This window comes from Vibrio sp. TRT 17S01 (assembly GCF_050113695.1).
Lineage (GTDB): Bacteria > Pseudomonadota > Gammaproteobacteria > Enterobacterales > Vibrionaceae > Vibrio.
This window is the reverse complement of sequence record NZ_JBNJOG010000001.1, coordinates 698,065-719,217: the sequence shown is the minus strand read 5'-3', so window position 1 is coordinate 719,217 and position 21,153 is coordinate 698,065. Positions and strand designations below refer to the sequence as shown.

Annotated in this window: 17 protein-coding genes and 2 tRNA genes; 3 read left to right on the top strand and 16 right to left on the bottom strand. The window is 43.6% G+C overall.

The genetic code is table 11. The features are described from left to right. Positions 1 to 2 precede the first annotated feature (2 nt). From ACQEXS_RS03225 to ACQEXS_RS03205, 5 genes are all read right to left on the bottom strand, one after another. Positions 3 to 76: transfer RNA gene (locus tag ACQEXS_RS03225), tRNA-Val, on the bottom strand. A 37-nt stretch (positions 77 to 113) separates the two neighbouring features. Beyond that, positions 114 to 190: transfer RNA gene (locus ACQEXS_RS03220), tRNA-Val, on the bottom strand. A 128-nt stretch (positions 191 to 318) separates the two neighbouring features. Next, positions 319 to 807: an NYN domain-containing protein gene (locus ACQEXS_RS03215; protein ID WP_367989021.1), complete on the bottom strand. Its 489-nt coding sequence runs from the start codon at positions 805 to 807 to the stop codon at positions 319 to 321. A 117-nt stretch (positions 808 to 924) separates the two neighbouring features. Continuing rightward, positions 925 to 6,969, bottom strand: coding sequence for a pullulanase-type alpha-1,6-glucosidase (pulA, locus tag ACQEXS_RS03210; RefSeq protein ID WP_427012809.1), 6,045 nt, complete (start codon positions 6,967 to 6,969; stop codon positions 925 to 927). Between the two features lie 429 nt (positions 6,970 to 7,398). Next, positions 7,399 to 8,373 carry a chemotaxis protein CheV gene (locus tag ACQEXS_RS03205; protein ID WP_367989019.1) on the bottom strand — a complete coding sequence of 325 codons (975 nt, stop codon included), beginning with the start codon at positions 8,371 to 8,373 and terminating at the stop codon, positions 7,399 to 7,401. 632 nt (positions 8,374 to 9,005) lie between these two features. On the opposite strand from ACQEXS_RS03205, the gene ACQEXS_RS03200 reads away from it, so the two are divergent. Beyond that, complete coding sequence (locus tag ACQEXS_RS03200) at positions 9,006 to 10,046, top strand: GGDEF domain-containing protein (protein ID WP_367989018.1); 1,041 nt, start codon at positions 9,006 to 9,008, stop codon at positions 10,044 to 10,046. 23 nt (positions 10,047 to 10,069) lie between these two features. Here the strand turns inward: ACQEXS_RS03200 and ACQEXS_RS03195 are convergent, their stop codons facing one another. The 5 genes from ACQEXS_RS03195 to ACQEXS_RS03175 form a co-directional block, all read right to left on the bottom strand. Further along, a complete protein-coding gene (locus ACQEXS_RS03195; protein WP_427010084.1) occupies positions 10,070 to 10,726 on the bottom strand; it encodes a DUF2726 domain-containing protein in 657 nt (218 codons plus the stop codon). Between the two features lie 133 nt (positions 10,727 to 10,859). Beyond that, on the bottom strand, positions 10,860 to 11,663 hold the full coding sequence (locus ACQEXS_RS03190; protein ID WP_427012808.1) for a hypothetical protein: 804 nt from the start codon (positions 11,661 to 11,663) through the stop codon (positions 10,860 to 10,862). Between the two features lie 25 nt (positions 11,664 to 11,688). Continuing rightward, entirely contained in the window at positions 11,689 to 12,450 is a 762-nt protein-coding gene (locus ACQEXS_RS03185; protein ID WP_427010086.1) for a substrate-binding periplasmic protein, read from the bottom strand. 72 nt (positions 12,451 to 12,522) lie between these two features. Further along, positions 12,523 to 13,206: a response regulator gene (locus tag ACQEXS_RS03180; RefSeq protein WP_427010087.1), complete on the bottom strand. Its 684-nt coding sequence runs from the start codon at positions 13,204 to 13,206 to the stop codon at positions 12,523 to 12,525. Beyond that, positions 13,203 to 14,822, bottom strand: a complete 1,620-nt coding sequence (locus ACQEXS_RS03175; RefSeq protein WP_427012807.1) for an ATP-binding protein — start codon at positions 14,820 to 14,822, stop codon at positions 13,203 to 13,205. Before ACQEXS_RS03175 ends, ACQEXS_RS03180 begins: the two co-directional genes overlap by 4 nt. A gap of 309 nt (positions 14,823 to 15,131) precedes the next feature. Between ACQEXS_RS03175 and ACQEXS_RS03170 the strand changes: the two genes are divergently transcribed. Together ACQEXS_RS03170 and ACQEXS_RS03165 are read left to right on the top strand one after the other, a co-directional pair. Next, a complete protein-coding gene (locus ACQEXS_RS03170) occupies positions 15,132 to 15,356 on the top strand; it encodes a hypothetical protein (RefSeq protein WP_367989012.1) in 225 nt (74 codons plus the stop codon). A 295-nt stretch (positions 15,357 to 15,651) separates the two neighbouring features. Beyond that, positions 15,652 to 16,203 (top strand): opacity family porin, encoded by a 552-nt coding sequence (locus ACQEXS_RS03165; protein WP_367989011.1) that lies wholly within the window; start codon positions 15,652 to 15,654, stop codon positions 16,201 to 16,203. 60 nt (positions 16,204 to 16,263) lie between these two features. Here ACQEXS_RS03165 and ACQEXS_RS03160 read toward each other — a convergent pair whose 3' ends face one another. From ACQEXS_RS03160 to ACQEXS_RS03135, 6 genes are read right to left on the bottom strand one after another with little or no spacing between them, the layout of a single operon-like run. Then, the gene (locus tag ACQEXS_RS03160; RefSeq protein ID WP_427012806.1) at positions 16,264 to 17,439 is read right to left on the bottom strand and encodes a tetratricopeptide repeat protein; all 1,176 of its coding nucleotides are present in this window, start codon (positions 17,437 to 17,439) and stop codon (positions 16,264 to 16,266) included. Continuing rightward, on the bottom strand, positions 17,436 to 18,056 hold the full coding sequence (locus ACQEXS_RS03155) for an energy transducer TonB (protein WP_367989009.1): 621 nt from the start codon (positions 18,054 to 18,056) through the stop codon (positions 17,436 to 17,438). The genes ACQEXS_RS03160 and ACQEXS_RS03155 overlap by 4 nt, the downstream gene beginning before the upstream one ends. Continuing rightward, complete coding sequence (locus tag ACQEXS_RS03150) at positions 18,056 to 18,460, bottom strand: ExbD/TolR family protein (RefSeq protein ID WP_367989008.1); 405 nt, start codon at positions 18,458 to 18,460, stop codon at positions 18,056 to 18,058. Before ACQEXS_RS03150 ends, ACQEXS_RS03155 begins: the two co-directional genes overlap by 1 nt. Further along, entirely contained in the window at positions 18,457 to 19,014 is a 558-nt protein-coding gene (locus tag ACQEXS_RS03145) for a MotA/TolQ/ExbB proton channel family protein (RefSeq protein WP_367989007.1), read from the bottom strand. Before ACQEXS_RS03145 ends, ACQEXS_RS03150 begins: the two co-directional genes overlap by 4 nt. Then, entirely contained in the window at positions 19,014 to 20,375 is a 1,362-nt protein-coding gene (locus tag ACQEXS_RS03140) for a MotA/TolQ/ExbB proton channel family protein (protein ID WP_427012805.1), read from the bottom strand. The genes ACQEXS_RS03145 and ACQEXS_RS03140 overlap by 1 nt, the downstream gene beginning before the upstream one ends. Positions 20,376 to 20,377: 2 nt before the next feature. Beyond that, on the bottom strand, positions 20,378 to 21,142 hold the full coding sequence (locus ACQEXS_RS03135; RefSeq protein ID WP_427012804.1) for a DUF3450 domain-containing protein: 765 nt from the start codon (positions 21,140 to 21,142) through the stop codon (positions 20,378 to 20,380). Between the last annotated feature and the right edge of the window lie 11 nt (positions 21,143 to 21,153).

The following is a 21,153-nucleotide window of genomic DNA, read 5'->3' as shown; positions in this document are numbered from 1 at the left end:
GGTGGGTCCGGGCGAACTCGAATCGCCGACCCCTACCATGTCAAGGTAGTACTCTAACCAACTGAGCTACGGACCCAAATTTTGTGTTCTTGCATCGATATGCGTTAAAGGAGTGGTGGGTCCGGGCGAACTCGAATCGCCGACCCCTACCATGTCAAGGTAGTACTCTAACCAACTGAGCTACGGACCCATTCCTTTAGAACGCGAAGGATAATAACCAGTGTTTTTATACCGTGCAAGTGTAATTTTTCTATTTTTGAACTGTTTGGCGTACATATCGCCTAAATGATGTTTTTTTATACTCAACAGAGCGATTTACTAACGATTGCTACGGTTGAGAAGAAGATTTCCATCGATGGCTATATAGCGATCACATGAATCTACCAAGTTTTGTGCAGTGAGCCCCGGCACGCCATAAACTTCGACTTTTACGCCAAAGCGCTCTTTTATACGCTCTACCAGTATTTCGAAGTCACCATCCCCTGAAAGGAGTATCACCGTATCAACATCTTTGGCCATTTCATAAACATCGAGCGCAATACCGACATCCCAATCCCCTTTCGCACTGCCATCCTGCCGCTGAATAAAAGGTTTAAGCTTTACGTCGAATCCAATCCCTCGAAGAATATGATGGAATTGTCGCTGTTTTGGATCGGTCGTCGCAATGGCATAAGCATTTGCACTCACCACTTCTCGACCTTGCGTGGCGATATACCAAAACTCGTTATAATCAAAATTTGCAGCGTACTTTTGTCTGGTTGTGTAATAAATGTTTTGTACATCCGCAAATATCGCGACCTTTTCCATAACGAACTCTTATTTTAACCTTACTAAAAACATGCCATATGTTAACAACCCTACGCGGTTAAACACAAAAAAAAGCCCTTTAAAAGGGCTTTTATTGGACAAATTAATGATAAATGGTTAGTTAATCCGCAATAAACGTCCTGTAAGTGGCGATATCTTGAGCACACTTTGGTTGGATTCCAACACGATCTGCTCACCCGTAATGAGATCAACCAAGCCATTGGCATTGTTCAGTTGCAACTGTTCACCAGATAATTGCTGCTGCGAGGTTGAGGTATTCAACACATACAGCACTCGTTCGTCTTCATAGGTCTTAAGATCCGCATAGACATGATCGTCTAACCAAAGATTTCGACGTTCCCCTGCGTATAGTGCCTTATGTTCACTGCGAACTTGCATCAGCTTAGCGAGGTACGTTTTGAGTGATTGCTGATCTGGCGTTAGCGTTACATCCGTCACACCTTCAACTTTAGCACTGGTGCGAGCCACATGATCATCACATAAGCCTTGGCTTACACAATCACCAGAGACTTTCTCAGCAAAGTTTTCAACCTCATCACCAATCTCTTCACCGTAATAGAATGTGATTGGACCTGAGTAAGCGGCTAAGAAGCTGAATGCCGCTTTGTGACGTTGAACATAATCACCCAGCCCACCTCGCTGGATTAAATCACCAAAGCGGACCAAGTCATGGTTACCTAACATCAAATTTGGCATGGCATGATACGGCGATTTGTCTCGGCTATTCCAGTTCGCATCAAGCACACGAGCATTATTGCTTGCTCCTGACTCCTCGACTGCCAACGCTTGTACAACCCCATAACGCAGCGGGAAGTTAAAGGCCGAAGATAAACCCGGCTCTTGGTCGCTACCGTAGGTTGTGCGCGTAATTTCATCAGCACCATTCCATACTTCACCAACCATGTACCCTAACGTTCCCCATTGTTTGCCCGCCTGCTGGTTCTGCTTTGCCGCAAGCTCGACCGCCTTACGGATATTTCGCCAGTTTTCAAGCGGTACTTGGTAAGCTTGGTCTAAACGCCAACCATCGATACCGAACTCTTTAATCCAGTACGTTGCTACTTCGGTAAAGAAGGCCTCACTCTCTGCGCTTGGATAGTTGACATACATCCCCGGATAACCTGCTTCGCTACGTAAGCTTGGCTGTTTACCACTTGGTGACGTTTTCACTCCGTTAATATGTGTATGGCCGAAAACGCCATCAAGGATGACATACAAACCTTTCGCATGAGCTTTATCCACCAACTCTTTCAACTTCTCTTTGGTGCCAAAGTTTGGATCAACATTGAAGTAGTCACATGCAAAATATCCAGTCGCATCAAGTTTGTCGTCTCCGCCTTCACCTGCGCACGAATCAAAGATAGGCGTTAGCCAAATTGCATTCATGTTTAAGCTTGCAATGTAATCTAAACTGTCGATAACACCTTGTAAGTCGCCTTTGTGATGCGATGTACCATAACCCACACCATAATCATGCTTGCTATCACCATCGACAAACGACTCCATCATGACTTGGTAAATACGCAGATCACACGCCGGGTTACTGTCTTGATAACATGCATAATCAAGATTTTTGTCGACGACACCAACTTGCAGTGCATTTTGATCGAGTGCATTAAGCACAAACTCATACACACCCTGGTTTGATACGGTAACTTTAATATTGCCGTTACCTGCATCTTCTAACAGCACCGAGCCATTTGCAGTGGTAAATGAACCAAAGCCAAGATTAACCGTCGCCCAATCTTCTGAAGCAAGTTTAAACTCGTAAACTCCGGGCATGAGGTACCCTTCAAAGGTATATATGCCCTCACCTTGGTACTGCAATTCGTCAGAAACTGACCAACCATTCATTGAACCTCGCAGGTACAGCTTAGTTGATCCATATGGCGCAACGTCAACCGGCTTAGTCTCCACCTCTAATCCGGAACCTTGCTCACCTTGTTGTGGTTGAACAAAAACAGCGGCGGTCAGAGCAGGAATACTAAAGCGGCCTTCGGAGAACTTAGCTTGTTTGACAATCTCATCACCCGACGCCAATAACACTGGATGAAGCTGGAAGTTCTCTGCGGTTTCAATAGCGATACTCTGCGCCGTTATATTGGCGTTAATCGCAATCACAATCGCATCGTGAGCTTTATCAAGATCTGCTCCCGCGGAAACCCCATCGTTCACAGACATCACAATCATTCCCGGTAATGCTTCTGGGCCAGTGTTGTGGAATCTGACGCGTTTAAGCACCTCTTCTTCAGAAAGTAATTTCAGCAATGGTGTTGTTGAACGAATTTTCAACAGAGCTTTAAACGCGTCGTCTGTCCACTCGATATCTTGTGCCGTTGCTATCGTGTTTGGATTGCTGATAATTGACTGAATCGCACTCCAGTTCGCTTGATCCTTATCTGCTCTCGGTAAGCCAATGTTCCAATTATTGGTTTGCTTACTGAAATCGACCTTGTTGTACCAATCCCCACTGTCATAACTATCTCGCTCCATCGATTTCGAACGCAATAGTTCTGCCCCCATGTGTAGGAATGGTACGCCTTGGCCAAGCATCACCGTCGACATACCAACAATTTGCATCCGTGCACGATCTGCCGGACTAATATCCGCCGAAGCCTTGTACTGATTGAAGTCCCATAGGGTCTGATTGTCATGCTTAGAGACGTAGTTAATCGATTCTTGCGGATCGAGCGTATAAGCCGCTCCCTGACCACCATACTGGTAATCACGACCATATACGGTTGCGCCACTGTAGGTTTCAAGTGGGTAGTTTTGCAGGTTGCCTGCCATGCCATACCGGATCAAGTCCATACGTGACTTGAGTTCTTCTGAAAAACGATCGCCCGCATTGGCAAAGCCTGGGTTACTCAATAAAGCTTCACCACTATCGAATGGCCCGCCACCACGGACACCATCACGTAAACGGTCGTTGTAGCTACCAATGCCCGTCCCTGCCATTGGCCATTGAGTTGCATTTTCACCACGCTGACCGTTAGCCACCTCACCAAAGTTCCAACCTTCTCCGTAGAACCATGTATCAGGGTCGACTTGTTTCGCTTTGTCGTAAATGTGTAGCATGCTGGATTTCATCAAATGGCCCATTAAATCAAAACGGAAACCATCTATTTTGTAATCCTGTGCCCACATCATGACACTATCAGCCACCAGCTTTTCAAACATGCGATTTTCCGACGCGGTATTGTCACAACATGTTGAGTTTTCGACTGCACCAGTTAGAGGGTTTAAGCGGTGGTAGTAACCCGGCACGGTTTTATCCAATACGGATTTATCGTAAAGCCCAGACGAATAAGTGTGGTTGTAAACCACATCTTGAACCACTCTAAAGCCCATATCATGAAGTTTCTGGACCATTTGTCGGTATTCACGAATACGCGAAATACCATCCGACTCAACCGCATAACTTCCTTCCGGTGCATTGTAGTGGAATGGGTCATATCCCCAGTTAAACCCATCAAGCGGTCTTACATCTGCAAGTAGTGCTTGAGCCTCACCGGTATTTGGATCCGTTTGCTCTAAGAGCGAAAGAATCGTCGCCTCACGAGATGTTCCATCGTGACATAGCTTCGCCTCTGGATTCACACTACAAAGCTTCTCAACTGTGTCAGTTAGGTTAACGGTTTTTGCTTCATCTTCAGGAATTGAGGCTAAGTCATAACTCGGTAACAGATGAATCGTGGTTAAACCCGCTTCTTTCAATTGTTTCAACTGCGTCACACTGTCACGTTCGTCTTCTAGGAACGCAAGATATTTTCCGCTGGTTTGGTTGGAGCCGTTATCATCGCTGATACTGAAATCGCGAATGTGTAGCTCGTAAATAATATTGTCTTCCGGATTATCAATCTCCGGGATAGTGTGAGAATCCCACCCTAATGGTTTGCTTTGCGGCGAATCAAGATCAACCAGTTGTGAATGCAAGCTCGATGTACTGAGTGATAACGAATACGGGTCAGTCGTCATCATCCATTCAACATGGTCTGTTTTTGGATGGTAAGCTTTAACTCGATAACGATAGAATACGTTTTCAAGCGATGCATCACCTTGATAACGCCAAATGCCGGTAGTCGGATCCAGCGTCATGGCTATCGGTGATTCTGGGAATAGCGATTTATCCTCTTGATAGAGGTACAACTCCACCTCTTGTGCCGTTGGAGCCCAAAGAGCAAACTTGGCTTGTCCCGCTTCTAACCAACTACCTAGTTTTGCTTCATCCGCATCGTTGCTACCTTGGGTATAGAGGTCATCGACAATACCCGGAATTTGTATCCGCGTGACAACCAGAGGTTCCCCTTCAGCATCTAAAGCAACAGCAATCAGTTGGGTCTTTAACAAAGACTTGGCTGTCGCCGCATCCACATCAAGGAAGAACTCTGTACGACCTTTAAGGTGTGGGAATTCGCTATTGTCATTTAGGCCAGCAAAGGACAAATCGTATTTTTCAAACTGTTGTGGCTTAGTAATATCACCATTTCCTTGTTGGCGACTCCAAACCTGATAGCTGGCGGCTTCACTATGGTCAAACCACGCAATTGAGTTAAGGCTCAGCCAATGCGCGGCTGCTCCCGTTAATGCGACTATTATCTGTTCATCTGAGGAGTATTTAAGAGTCGAACTACCATGATTGGTATACAGCGTGTTGCCTTTAACAAACTCTGCTTTTAGGTCATCACCACCAAGTGCTTTATCATTACCTTTATGAACGATGAAGTTCATACAAGCGCTATGTTCAGACTTCAAAGGAACAACGAACTTAGCGCCATGCTCAGGGTCAATCTCACTCCATGCAAATGGATTGCCCCAATCTACCCCTTCTAGCGTATTAGCATCGATGGCGTCACACGTTGCATTGTTCCATAGATGCAATCCCCAATCCGTATAGTTCCCATCATCACGCTTGTAATAAATTACTGCTTCACTGTAAGACGGTGCAGGCTCAGTTGAGCTGTTGTCCGGGCTGGTTGGGTTTGGGTCAATGCTGTCTGGAATCCCATCACCATCATCGTCACTTGATGCAAAATCACTTAACCCATCGCCATTTGTATCAAGGCTTTCAAAGCGGTTGGTTGGGAAAAGGTCTTGTTCATTTGTAATGCCATCACCGTCAATGTCACTATCTTCAATATCTGCAGTGCCATCATTATCGTAATCTGCAGGTACATCATCGTCTGCATATGGGTCTGTCCCTAAGCGCTCTTCGTCGATGTTACTCCAGCCATCACCATCTATATCACTATCTAGTGCATCTGGGATCTTATCTCCATCGAGATCGGAAGGATGACTCGCTGCATCATATGGATCGGTACCTAGCTTAAATTCCACGACGTCATTAAAGCCATCATTGTCGTCATCTAAATCTGCATGGTCACCAACACCATCGTTATCTGCATCCGCCGATTCTTGAACGTCATTAGGGAAACGATCAACTAAGTCTGCTACCCCGTCGCCGTCGCTGTCATCACTGATCACTGGCTTACCTAACTCATCAAACATCAGAGTCTTACCGAGCATGTCGCTACGGTTATGTTTCAGTTCGTTGCCAATGGCAATGGCACCCAGCTCCAATGTTTGTCGAAGTTCACTGAGGTCTTCATGTTTCAGCTCTGACGGCAATAGCTGGGCAAGTGCTTTTGCACTTCGTGCCACCACCGTTTGTTTTTCTTTAATGTAATCTTTACGTAGGCTTAGCTTAGGCAGATTTAATTGTTTTCTTAGCTTTTTAAGTGCCTTTCTCGCACTGAGCCCCTCGTTCATTTGCAAGGTAATGTAAGTCGAGAAAGGTGTAATATGTTCGTAGTTGCTTGGTGCCATCATCAAGTAATCACGAGTCGACGTGACGCCGGGGATATCACTATCGATGGAAATTCCTCGTTGTACTTTGGCAACCACTATCTGCTTTTTATCGCTGCTCTGAGAACCTGAAAGTGTGAGAGTCGCTCGGCCATATTTATCCGTAGCGGCTTTTGGCTCGAGGTCGCTTTGTAAAAAGTCTTTGTTGGTATCTAACCAGACCTGAGCATCTTGAATATAACCATCCATCACGTGCACTTGTAGCTGATCGTTACAACCAGCTAAAAGTCCAAGTGAAGCCATGGCTAAACTGAGTTTTGTTAGCTTGCTATTCATCTTTATGTCCATATTCATTCACGTTCAAGGGGAAATGCCTTCATGTGGATGTGAAACCACCACAAGCTAACGTTATAAATATGAAGCATTTTATTTCCTCATCCTATACAACAAGAGGATAAGGCGTAGAGCAAAGGGAGGAGAAATAAAAACCAGCCATGACTCACACAAGGGCCATTTTTTCGATCAAAAAACTACGCAAAGAAGTCTATTTACGTGAAACAGACGACAGTTTGTAGAAGGAGTTTATAGAGAAACTGTAGGATTCAAACAGGGTGTCACATTTGCGAGAAAATCGATCTTGAGCGTAAATAATGATCTCGTTAAGTGCGGTAGTTCTACATTCGGCTGACAACGAAATGATACAAAAAGGAAGAATAGACATAAAAAACGCAGCTTAATTAAGCTGCGTTTCCTAAAGGCTTACGGTTACTTAAATACAAACTTATCCATGAGATTCACCATACGCCCAATTTCCGGTTTGGTGATGGTGTCATTTGCACCAAGAGCAAGGGCTTTCGCGCGGTTATCATCACTCATCAAAGACGAGAACATGATAATTGGTGTGTCACGATACATATCACTCTCACGCAGGCGCTTGACCAAGTGCATGCCGTCCATGCGAGGCATTTCTACGTCAGTAACAACAGCATTTACGAGTTCATGTACTGGCAAGTCTTCTTTCTTCGCAACTTCAGCAATTTCCATCAACTTCTCATGTGCTTCGCCACCATCTTTACACGAAATAATGTTGTAGCCCGCAGACGCTAAAGTATCTTGGATCAAGCTACGGATGAACGCAGAATCATCCACCACCATCACTGTTTTCGCATTACGTTTGGTCACCATTTGTTGGTTTAGGTCGACCGTCTTATCAACTTTAACATCGTATTTTTCCATACTCAGTTCAGGGTTGATATCCGCGATGATCTTTTCGAAGTCCAAGATCATGATGAGATTGCCATCTTTACGAACAACAGCAACTACACAGTCCTGCTCACCCGCTTCCAAAAATTGGCTCGGAGACTCAACATCATTCCATGAAATGCGGTGAATTCGGCTAATGCTGTCGATTAAGAAACCATTGGTCATTCGGTTAAAGTCAGTAACAATAACAAATTTACGTGTCAGATCTTTACTGGTAGGAACGCCTAACCATCCGGCAAGGTCAACCAAAGGCGTTAAAATGTCGCGTGAAGAAAAGACCCCGACCATATGTGGCTGAGCATTTGGGTAATCTGTCGTTTCTGGCACCTGAATCACTTCACGAACTTTTGCGACATTTATCCCGTAGTAACACGTCTTAGTGCTACCGTCCGGCAATTGTTTTTCGAGATGAAATTCAATGATCTCAAGTTCATTTGTGCCACTTTCGGTTAATATTGTGCTGCTTGAATGACTCATACTTGTTACGTCTTAGTTTAGTATTATTGTTTATATTCGGGTTCGCGAGTGAAATCCAAAGTACCATCACCACACTTTAAGTAGTTTTACTCTTAACAATCTCTCGATGCAACTACTCGATCATGCCCAGAAACAAATACTTAGGTAATCTCCCTAAAAGAACCACACGTTCTGGTAACCCACCCATGTTATGCATTGGCTTAATTAATAATCTTTATTGAATACGAAACCAAAAAACATAACAGATTGTTTGTCTTTAAAATGTAGGTTCTAGCCCGAGTCTAGTCTACCCAATCTCAACTTATATTTTTATCGGCAAGCGATTCACTTCCTTGAGCAAGAATGATGAATTATTTTCATCTCACTTAGTTCCATAGTCGCACGATAGCTCGTATAGATATTTGTAACAAAAATTAACGAACAATTAAGCCATAGACATGGCACATACAAAAATAACCTTATGTTTTATAGGATATTTAACATTTACACTTTCAAATAAAACCTTAAAAAAAGACATATAAACCTTTTTCTAATATTGTGACATCCATTCATAACTGCTATTGAACAAATACAAAGATCTAATACCATTGAATGATTGACAAAATACCCACTTTATACCCCACAGCGTACTCATGGATTTGGATGTTTTCAGGCCTTCACGACAACTAAGAAAAGACGTTTTGCGTTGGAGCAGCGCGTTACTCGCTGTTGTGTCTGCCGTTCTTGCATTGGTTAACATTGCAAGCAATCAGTCCTATTCAATGGCTACCTTGGAGGTTGTATTTTGTATCTTTTCATTGTGGATGTTCTATCGTACTTACAACGCACGCTACTCGTTACTTTGGTGTAACATCTATAGCTACTTCCTAATTGGTATTGTCAGCACAGGTACTTTTCTTCGTCCGTTAGAAAGTGGCTTTTTCATCTGGTCGTGCTTGTTTCCTGTCTTATTTTATCTGTTACTCGGTAAACGCTATGGCATGTTAGCGAGTGGCATTGCGTTTACTGTTCTTCTTAGCAATATTATTTTCAAAGTATGCCGATTTGATTTCAGTAACATTGAGCTGCTTATTAATCTTCTCCTATGTTACCTCTGCATATGGATCACCTCTCATGTACTTGAGATAAAGCGAAAAACCTCCGAGGCGGCTCTCGGGCAGTTAGCATCACGCGATGCGTTAACCGGAGTTTATAATCGACACGCTTTGAGCCACAACTTTGACCGCTACCGCAGAGAAAGTAAGCAAGTCCCTCTTTCTTTACTCATTCTAGATCTCGATTTTTTTAAGGCGGTGAACGATCAATACGGCCACGATGTTGGTGATAAAGTTTTAATTCAGACAGCCTCATTAATCGACGCACAATCTGATGAACATTTAGTCTATCGAATTGGCGGTGAAGAATTTTGTATTGCATTGCACAATACTGACAGTCATGAGGCACATTTAAAGGCGGAAAAAATACGTTTTGCCATCCAACAGTTTCAGTTCAACGATGCAACTACTCCAATCCAGTTAACAGCCAGCATCGGCATTTATCAATGTGATAAGTTTGCAAATCTTGATGAAGTATTGGCTCTCGCAGATAAAGAGCTCTATAAAGCAAAACAAAATGGGCGTAACCAAGTGATGGTCTACAACAAAAAAGAGCAAGCCAAAGTGACTTGCTCTTAAGATATTGCTCGAGTTTGAGTCATCTACTCATCTTCATCAAACACAACATTATAGTTTTCCGTGTAAGTACAATGAGGCTGTCGACTACAGGTAAAGAAACGTCTGCCTTTAAACTCACCTTGGCTTGCTGTTTTGATGACCATAGGACTGCCACACCGTTTGCAAAAACGCACTTCTTTTTCCGGCTCAATCAAATCAATATGTGCCGCAAGTAAGCGTCTCAGTTTTCCCACTTGATAACTGTGTTTGATGGAGGCGCCAATCAGTGGAATGTTGGCTGTTTTACAGACGTGCATCAGTAATTTTTGACGCTCAACTTTGCCCTTATTTAGTTCCACACCATCATCAAGCTCAATTGCAACACGAATGTCTAACGAGCGAGGGTCACACACAACAAATTGAAAGTAACTCTTTGAAATACGCGAGTTTGCAATAAACCATTTCTTTTTATTGGTTTCTAATGGCGTTACAACTGTCGTCATATTCACTTTTGCCATCACTACACCGTGCTCACCGACAGCAGAAATTAGTGCGTTAAGAAACGCACTCTCTTTCATTGTTAGCAACGGGCCTTTCTTTTTGTAACTGGCGTCTTTCAGTTCGTCTTGCTTTAAATAGCGATTTTGGATGAACCAAAAGAACACGATCAGCAGAAGAACGACGATAAAAATACTTTCCATTCAGGCAACTAAACTCTCAATTCTTTGAAATTACCTTAATTATTCGTTTTTCCGCGCTTTCATCAAGCAACAAATGAGGTTTTTGCGATATTATGGCTTTCCTCTCCCCATCATTGTTACTTCTAGCAACAATTCATTCAGGTTGCGTTAGCTTAATAACAATCCGCTCTTCAAGATTTAAACGGTCAAACGTATTGGTCCAATACTTCTGCATTAGCTTGTCCATCAGTCCCGACTCTTGAGCTTCCTTTAATGCTTTTTCTATTATTGGCTTATACTTTGCTGCATTACCACTTAGATAAAATTTGAAGTCCTTGCTGTATTCGAGGATCAGTCGCTGTTCAATCGCTAAATAACTATGAAGGTTTGCCTCGGCAATGATTTCATTCATGCCTCTAGGAAAGTAATTTACATCGCCATCAACACTTAGTTTTGGATAGATCTCACGCCACTCTCCATCTTGAGGGTAATATGCAAGCCCACTTGCTTGCCATACTTTGACATCAAACCATTTGACGCCAAGCCCAGCGACAAGCCCTGACTCTCTCAAATCTTCAAGGGAATGAATCGTGTTAAATGCGAGTTGTAGCTCTGGCGGTATCAATAAGACTCGGCGCCCAATCAATCCACCAGTGAGTGGTACATCCACTACGGTGTATTTTTGGTCGCGTTGCTTGGTAGAAATCATCCAAGCAATATCAAGCTTGTTCCGCTCTAGCATCTTGAATGCCCGCTTTTGCGGTATGTGAGCACTGGGAACTTCAATGTGGAGCTTCAACCCTTGTGCTAACAATGCTTCGTAGAGTAATTCATGATAATAGCGGTGCCCTTTATCAAGCTGAGAAGGCATGACTAATGTTAGCTCTGAAGCCAGAGTCGAATTGGTAATCAAACATAGCGCAACAATACGAATAAATTGACCCACAGCTCCAATCATTTCCTTATAGCCCTCCGCTCACTTATTACCAATATTTTTTAACAATCGATTCATATTGGCTGGTCCCATCTTCATTAATGTCATGTTTAAGTTTATTAATCGCGTTTTGTAACGACGCCACAATTTCTTCACTAATATTGGCATTAAATGCGTAATACAACTCGCCTTGTTGCAAGACATAAACAACTTCAAACTGATTAAGGTCATACCCCGCTTGGCTCAACCACCACTTGGCCACATTTTCCTCATATGCCCAAAGATCAGTTCTTCCTTTGTACAATTGATTAGCCAGTATTTCTGCGTGAGAACTTTCCACCATGGAATTGCGTGGGACGCCTAATTCCAGTAGCAACTGTTCCCCTACATCATCTCGGATCACACCGATTCGAAATTTCGCTAAATCAACTGGTGAGATGATTTTTGCGCCAAGAGATTTTTTAGCTAGCACCACAATTCGAGTGTCACTAAGCGGGCCAGCCCATTGGAACAAGTGTTCTCGCAATTCAGTTCGTGTCGTTGAAAACAAGACGGTATTATTTTTAACCAATGTAGAACGGTAACCTCGTGCCCAAGGCTGAACCGAAATAGCTTCACGTTCGATCGGAGTTCCAGCGACTTCACTTGCCTCAAGTAGTAAATCAACTGCAATTCCTTGAGTGCGACCATTTTCAACATAATTGTAAGGAGGGTATTCTTCCGTGATAAAAGTCAGCTCATTTAACTGAGCTGACAATGCCTGAGTAGACAAAGCCAAGATAAAAATACATATCCACTTTACTAAGCGCATGATAACTCCGAGAAACTCGTTCTGCTTGTTATCATTAAACTGTAGGCGGCGTTCTACTTACCGTCTAGAAAATTATCGACTTACCTTTTTATAACTACGTTCAGGTCTTCCCACTGAGCCGTAGTGAAGATCCGCTTCCAGCTCTCCTGTACTGATTAAATATTCAAGATAACGTCGTGCTGTCGTCCTACTCGCACCAATTCTTTCTCCTGCTTCATCAGCAGTTAACGGAGAGGGGTCATTAAATAACGCTCTAATCTTATCCAACGTTACACCGTCTATGCCCTTTGGCAAACGTTGTGGTTGATTACTGTTATTGCTTGATTGCAGCATCTTGTCGACCAAGCTTTGGTCAAGGTTAGACATTTCTGTCAGTTGTTGCTTTTGTAATGCGTGTTTCTTGAGTGCCGCTTCTAATCGCGGGAAAATCACCGGCTTTAAGAGATAGTCAACCACACCGCCGCGCATGGCTTGTTGTAGTGTTTCGACATCCCGAGCAGCGGTTATCAATATCGCATCACCACTATAATTTTTGCTACGAAGCGCTTGTAATATATCCAAGCCAGTCCCGTCAGGGAGGTAAACATCAAGAAGCAAAAGCTCGGGCTGAAGTACATCGAGCTGGATTTCTGCCTCAGCTTTTGTTGTCGCTATACCCACAATTTCAAACCCACCGATTTGCTCTATATAGCGCTGGTGTAGCTGTGCAATTGCAATGTCATCTTCGATGATCATTACTTTTGTTTGCGTTGTCATGCCAGATCTTCCTTAGGCAAATATACCGTCATCCTGGTACCAAATTCCTTATTGTTTACCATTTCAAGTTCTCCATGGTATCTCTGGGCCAAATTGTTCACTAAATAAAGCCCTACTCCACGCGTACTTTTGTCTTTGCTCGATACACCACGCTGCAATAAGCTTTGAGGTTCTAGTTCTGGTGGTAAACCACAGCCTTGATCGAGCACTTCTAAAATAATTTCATTGCCGTAATCACTGATCGAAACCTCAATACTCCTGCGAGTCACTGAAAACGCCTTATCATTCTTAATCGCAGTCCTTACAGCATCAAAAGCGTTATCAATCAAATTACCGACAATCGTCACGATATCTTCTGCATTAATCCTTTTCGGTAACGGTTCTAAACGCGACCCCTCTTCTACGACTATCTCCAACCCTAACTCGCGGGCTCGCTCTGTTTTTCCTAATAACATCCCCGCAATCAATGGGTCTTTAATCGTTTCTCGTAAGAACTCAATTAGGCTCTGATAGTGCGCAGTTTCTTGGCCGATCAAGTTTTGTACCGCATCCAGCTCTCCCATTTGTACCAAACCACTGATCGTATTGAGCTTGTTACGATGCTCATGAGTTTGTGATCGCAACATTTCCGCATACTCTTTGGTTTGCGCAAGTTGCTCCGTCAGCTCATTAAGTTCATCACGCAAACGAAAACTGGACACGGCTCCCACGACTTTACCATCAACCACAATGGGACTTCTGTTTGCAATTAACCGTTGTTCATTTAGATAAAGATTAATATCGTGATCGGTTCTTCCGGTTTGTAATACCAACTGTAAGTCACTATCGGGCAAGACCTCACTCAATGGTCGATTAATGCAGTTTTCTTTTATTAATCCTAGAATTTGGCATGCACTTTTATTGATAGATCGTAGCTTACCGTCGCCATCGATACTCAAAATCCCTTCTTTTAACGTTTCTAATGTCACGTCCATTTCGACATATAAACGACCAATTTCTTCTGGCTCAAAACCTAAGATGGCTTTTTGGAAACGACGAGAAGCATAACTAGATACGACGGCATTTGCGGCAACCACAATAAACGCCATGATGATCAAAAAGTAGAGAAACGGCTCAACCCTATCTTGTAGCCTTTCGATGAGATAGCCGACTGATACAACGCCAATGATCTGACCTTGCTGATTGTAGACCGCAGATTTACCTCGAACGGAATAACCCAAAGACCCTTTTGCTAATGAAACATAGGACTCACCATGAACTAAGGCTCGGCTGTTATCTCCCCCTTTCATTGGCTTGCCAATACGCTCATCAACCGGATGAACCAATCGAATTCCGTTTTTATCGCCAATAACAATAAACGCAGCACCAATCAAATTCGTTAAATCACGATATCGCTGCTGATATTGCTCACCACTTCCTGCTTCAATCATTTCGATAACATAAGGCGACTTGGCAAGGAATGAAGCCACACCTAAGGCTTTGAGCCCCATTTCTTCTTCTTGAGCGTGTTTGACATAAAAAAAGCCAGCAGCAACAAGGATAAGCAGCTCTAACAAACCTGAAAGTGTCATGATAATCAGCATCCGTTTACGAAAGCTGATACGGCTCCATTTCATACATCTCTCCCTACTAATGCGATAAGGCTAACATCTAATTAACAAACCACCGAATAGTTGCGTTTGAATTTGTGAGAGCTATTGAAGTGAGAGTCTACGTTTTAGCCAATATTGATACTGTAAGGATAGAGCTCCGTATTCTGGCTTGAACCTTAGATCTCGCTCACATTAAAAACAGGGATTTTTCCGGCTAGACATGCATTCTTGTTGTATATTTATTGTACAACTTTAGTATGAACAAATGGCTTCAGGTAAGCACACAATAAAACAATACGCTTACTAAATAACGACGTTCAGAGGGAAAAGACAATGCAGCGCGACGTATTAGGAATTTGCCTTTCAAAATCTATGCTATCAAGCAACCTCAATTCTACTTTCACTCATGTCAGAGCTTATGATTCGCCAGAAATTTTGGATGACGCACAGGTTTTGGAATCATACCCTCAGCTATCAGGCAAGGAGGTGTTGAAGTCTATGAAGCACTCGCGTTCACGTGTTTGGCGTGCTGAGTTTTGTTGTCAACGAATGAAATAAGTGAGGATAAGAAAAGCATCAATCCCGCCCTATGAGTAAAGACATGATCAAATCTTTACATCCATCAAACTTACACCGTACATACAAAATAATTATATAAACACCACAATGCATATAGAGTGCTTTGTGGTGTTTTTCTGTAATCTCAAATTAACCACTTATAGTCTTTTTCACTACTGAGACAGGCAATTGGCAGCATATTTTGCTGACATTTCACTGACAGAACAGCACCCTGTCCCTTCTACTTTATGTGCCATGGGCTCGCTGATGCTCAAAAACATGAAAGGAAAATAAAATGAAAAAGACTACTCTAGCAATCGCACTTATGCTTGCATCTGTTGGTTCTGCTCAAGCAGCGGTTCAACTGTCAGAAGGCACTCAAGAAATCTCTGTTCAAGGTAACCTAAACCTAGATTACTCTGACGAGTACCTATTGGTTCTTGATACTTCTTACGGTTACTTCCTTGCTGATGACTGGGAAGTGGGTGGTAACCTAGGCGTTAACATGTCTGACAACAACAAACGTTTTGTTCTAGGTGCTTTCACAGAGTACAACTTCACTAACGAAACTAACTGGGTACCTTACCTAGGTGCTTCTGCTCAGTTCGCTGCGCTTAGCTACAAAGACGGTCAAGGTTTTGATGGCGGTCTAGGTGAAGATGGCGAAGGTGACTCAGCTGCACTTAACTTTAAAATGGCTGCTGGTGTGAAATACTTCATCAACCCTAACGTTGCTCTAAGTGCAGAAGTTAACTACAACATCGCAACTGACGACGTAAACGTGACTTCAGATGGCCTATCTGACAGCTTCACTAACATCGTATTCGGTACTCGCTTCTACTTCTAATAAGAAAAAGCAGTGCAAAAAAAGGATGCCAATTGGCATCCTTTTTTAATACTTGCTCGATTAAGAAGATTGATTCTTATCATCCGATTTTCGCAAATTACTAAGATACTTAACCCAGCTTTTAGCTTGTGTTGATGGTTTGATCGCTTGTGATTTCTTTGCTTGTGCCAATGCATCTTCAATTTGATTGAGCTTATACAAAGCTCTGGCTTTAACTAATGCAACCTCAGCGTTACGTCCCTTAACCTTATTAAGCACCGTTAATGCAGTGCGATAATGTCCCTGTTGAACTAACAATTGTGCCACGTTCCAATGGTATTTACTGTCTTGTTTTGCAGCCAGTGCCCATTGATCCGTTGCTTTATCCCATTCTCTCGCCATCTGCCAGTAACTGGCTTGCTCAACAATCAATTTTAAGTCGGTTTTTGACTTATCAAGTTCTGCAATTTGACGCGCAGCTCTTTCGGGAATCCCCTTTTGGGCATATAACTGAGCCATTAATCTTAACTCTTGCTGACTAAGCGCTACACCTTGGTGTTTTGCTAGTCCAAGTGTTGCAAGCGCTTGAGCATTCTGACCAGTTTGCATTTGCAGGCCAACAAGTTGACGCCACCAATTTACTTTTTCAGGTTGTAGAGCAATAAGTTTCTTTAGAGTTGGAATGGCATTTTTATAGCGTTTTAGCTGCAGCAATGCTCCTAGCTTCAGAGATAGTGGCTGAACTTCATCTTTGCGTTGATAAGAACGATACTTGTCAACCGCACTCACTACTTTCGCCCATTGCTCAATCTGATAATGAGATTGAGCAATGCGCAGCCAAAGTTCATCCGCTTTTTGCTTTTCAGGGACTTTCTTAGCCAATCGATAGTAATGTGGCAATGCTTGTTGATACTTCTGATCAGATAGAAGTAAGTCTGCCAGCATTTTCCGGGTCACCCACGCCTGTTCATCTTCCAATAAGCCAGAATCTACCGCGTACTGAATTTGCTGTATCGCTTTCTTTACTTGTCCATCTTGCCAGTAATACACACCTAACATGCGTGCAATATACGCTTTATCGTAGCCACGCGATGTATCAATCGACGCTAGCGTTGAAATTGCTTGCTTGATCTTGTCGTTTTGAACTTGTTGATGCGCTTTTTGAACCCTGACGGCGGTATATTGGCTTAGTTCAGCGGCCTGAGTTAAGCCTGCCGTTGCAATCAGGGAAACACCGAGAAGAATTTGCTTAATCATTTTACCAACTTAAACTCCAACGTTACGGTTTGCCCCTGTCTAGCGACAGCCTTACCTTCTTCTATCTGAGGTTGATACTTCCAACGTCTCAGCGCTCGAATAGCATCTCGTTCAAAGAAACGTCTCGGTTTGGCGTCTACCACTTCAACATCCACCGGTCTGCCCGTTTCATCGATAGTAAAACTTAATGTAACAAACCCTTCGACACCGCGTGCTTTCGCCTTCGCCGGATATGCAGGTTCCACTCGGTACAACGGCACCACTTCTTGATTGACACCAAAATCGCCGAAGGTCGGTGCATTGATGGCAATGCCGCTAATCGCTGTATTCAAACCCAATGTCGGAATCGATGACGTTGGTGACACTTGCGATACCTTAGCTTCCATTTGTTCCACTGGCTTTTGTTCAGGGACTTCTGGAATTTCAGGTTGTTCAGGCAACGCTCGTTTCCGGCGCTGAACGTCTTGCTCGTTTTCCACCATAACCATGTTAAAGCTGAGTGGCTGACTGGCTTCTGGCGTTCGTCGATGACCGTTGTCCACCATCCATGACATAAAAACAAATAGACCCAGCGTAATTATGGCTGCTGTTGGCAGCGCAAGAATTAGCCTGTTCACTACTGTTTCTCCGCAGCAAGTGCAATATTCTTAATACCTGCGCCTTTTGCCGCATCCATAACTTTAACCACGGTACCATTGTAGGCGTGTTCATCCGCTTGAATGACCAAAGAAGCATCAGGTTTATCGAGCGCTAAGTGCTCCAAGGTCGCTTGTACGCGCTCTGCATCCACAACGCGCTTATCAATGTAGATGTCGTTTGCGGCTGTAATTGCAACAAAAATACCTGCATCTTTCTGGCTTACAACATTTGAAGCCTGAGGGCGGTTCACTTCCACACCAGATTCACGAACAAATGAACTAGTGACGATAAAGAAGATCAGCATAATAAATACAATATCAAGCATCGATGTTAGATCGATTTGCGCCTCATCGTTTTTCTGTTGGCGTCTTCCGAGTCTCATCGCTGACTCCTTAATGATTTTTCTAATTTGATTTCACGTAGCTGGCATGCCTTCACTAAACGAGCATGCACAAACATGCCCACAAGTGCAGCAACCATACCAGCCATAGTGGGCAGCGTTGCTAATGAAATACCAGATGCCATTAATTTAGGGTTACTGCTTCCCTGATTTGCCATCACGTCAAACACCGAAATCATACCTGTCACGGTGCCAAGTAAGCCCAACATTGGGCAAATCGCGACCAGTACTTTGATAAAGTTTAAATTTTGATTTAGTGCAATATGAGCTTGCGCCAGCCAACCTTCTCGAATGGCTCTGGCATTCCATGAATGTTGTTCTTTCCGCTGATGCCAGTGTTCAACCCAACTCTGTCGTTGCTTAGGAAACGTTAGGAATAGATAAAGTATCCGTTCAATAACTAATACCCAATACACGGCAACAACCACTGCTAGCCACCACAAAACAGCGCCACCCTGCTCCATAAATTGCTGCAACGCAATGGCCCAGTTTGCCTGACTGAGCCAATGTGGTAACCACGACATGACCGTATCCATTAGGCTGCATTCCCAACCGTATTGGTATTAGCCGCAACCGATTCTCGCTCAGCTTCTTCTGCCACTAAGCCGATACCCTGTTTCTCAAGAATATTTCGAATATTTTCCGCTTGCGTACTCAAGATATTGTGAGCCAGTAGCAATGGCATTGCCGCAATAAGACCTAAAACAGTGGTTACTAGTGCCATTGAAATGCCACCTGCCATCACTTTCGGGTCACCATTACCAAACTGGGTGATCACTTGGAAGGTCTCAATCATACCTGTCACGGTACCCAGTAGACCTAGCATCGGCGCTAATGCAGCGAGGAGCTTAAGCATTGAAAGGCCGCGCTCTAATCCTGTTTGTTCATCGACGACAGCCTCAAGTAAACGCAGCTCTAATGCTTCGACACTTCGGTTTTGCTCACTTTGATAAACGGATAGCACGCGTCCTAAAGGATTATCTCCTGGCTGTGCCGGATTTTTCAGCTGGTTCTTAATTTTGCTTCGAGCAGTAGCTAAAGATGCTCCGCGAACCACTGCGATAATCAAACCAATAGCTAGAAGCCCAAGAATAATTTTCCCTACGACACCTCCCGCCTGTAAACGGTCCATCACACTTGGGGTTAGTGCCAGTTGCTCAAGCATGATTCCACGCGAAGGATCAAGCACCATAGTGACAGTGTCACCTAAAAACAACCCAGAGACCGTTTTGCTCGTTGGCGCATTATCCGGCTGTTTGATGTACGCTTTCGCCTCACCACGTGCGCCGTTCCATTGAATGAAGCCGTCTTCCGCAATCAGTCCAAAACTACCTACTCGTGTTGCACTGATGGACTGCTTTTTACCTTCTCCATTCACAAAAGGCACTTGAACTTCGGCAACCTCAGAGCTGGCTGCAATTTGTTGTTCCATTACCTTCCATAACGCCGTCAACTGAGGCATAGATGGTAGTGATTCAGAAGCAACAATTTGATCCACCAGTTGTGTATTCTCATTGTGATCAACACTGGTTACTGAATATTTAATCTCGTCACGCAGCTCTTTCGCATTTTGACGAACCACTCCAAAAAGTTCACCTAAGCTCCCCGTCTCTAAACGTAACTGTTCTTCGAGCCGAGCTAACTGATCTTCATTTTTACTAAACTGCTCAGCCAGCTTTTCTGTGTTGGCCTGAAAGAATGCTTTTTTCGCATTAAGTTCAGCTTTTATCTTTGCTAAGTCACGCTCAACCGTTTTAAATGAGGACTCACGTACGGCATTGTGTTTTTGTTCTACAGCGGCTTCCTGCTTCGTTTTTGTGGCAAGTTCAGCCGTTGCAGATGCATTGAAAGAAAGTACCGCCAGACAAATCGCAGAGGTTATGAGTTTTAGTTTCATGATTAGTCGAACTCCACGGCATTCAGGGAAACTGGGACAGTGATAAGGCCCGGTGCAATTTGTTTATCAGCGATACTAAATGCAGTGTCTAGCTCGCTCTTCATTGCACTATCGATTTCCTGCCATTGCGATTGGTCTTGCTGCCAACTCCAAAACATTGTCCCATTTAGGCTTCTGGCTACTAAGGCGAGACGACCAACATATAGAATATCCGCTTCACGACTCTCACCATCAATTTGAATACTGCCTTGATAAGTACCAAGCTTGGTCCCGTAGTCCATTTCTATTTGATAAGCTTCGAGAATGCGACGGTATTTTTCCGCATCGCTGACATCAGCCCTCGGCATCAGTGCCACCAGCTTTTCAACCCGCTCTTGCCTTTGTTCTAGTTTAATCGGCTTATCTTTCTCAATGTTTTCTTTTAAACCATCGATCATTTGATACATCAAGGGCACTACGCCTTGACGGGTCACTTTGATTTCTTCAATCTGATTCAACAGGCTGGTTTGTTCTTGTTCTTGGTTCGCAACCATGCTTGTCAGGTGCTGTTGATAAACCTCGAGATTTTTCACTTCTTCTCGAAGTTGTTCTATCTCTGCTCGCATACTGACCGAATGATCAGCACTGGCACTTATACGCTTTTGACTAGCAGCAGAGGCATTATTGGTTTTTTGTTGGATAGACTGCGCCGTATCCAAGCCGGACGCATTGGCAGGAAGTATGGAAGCCGTGATCAACAAGGCTAAACTGGTTCGAATCAGATTCATAATAGTAATCA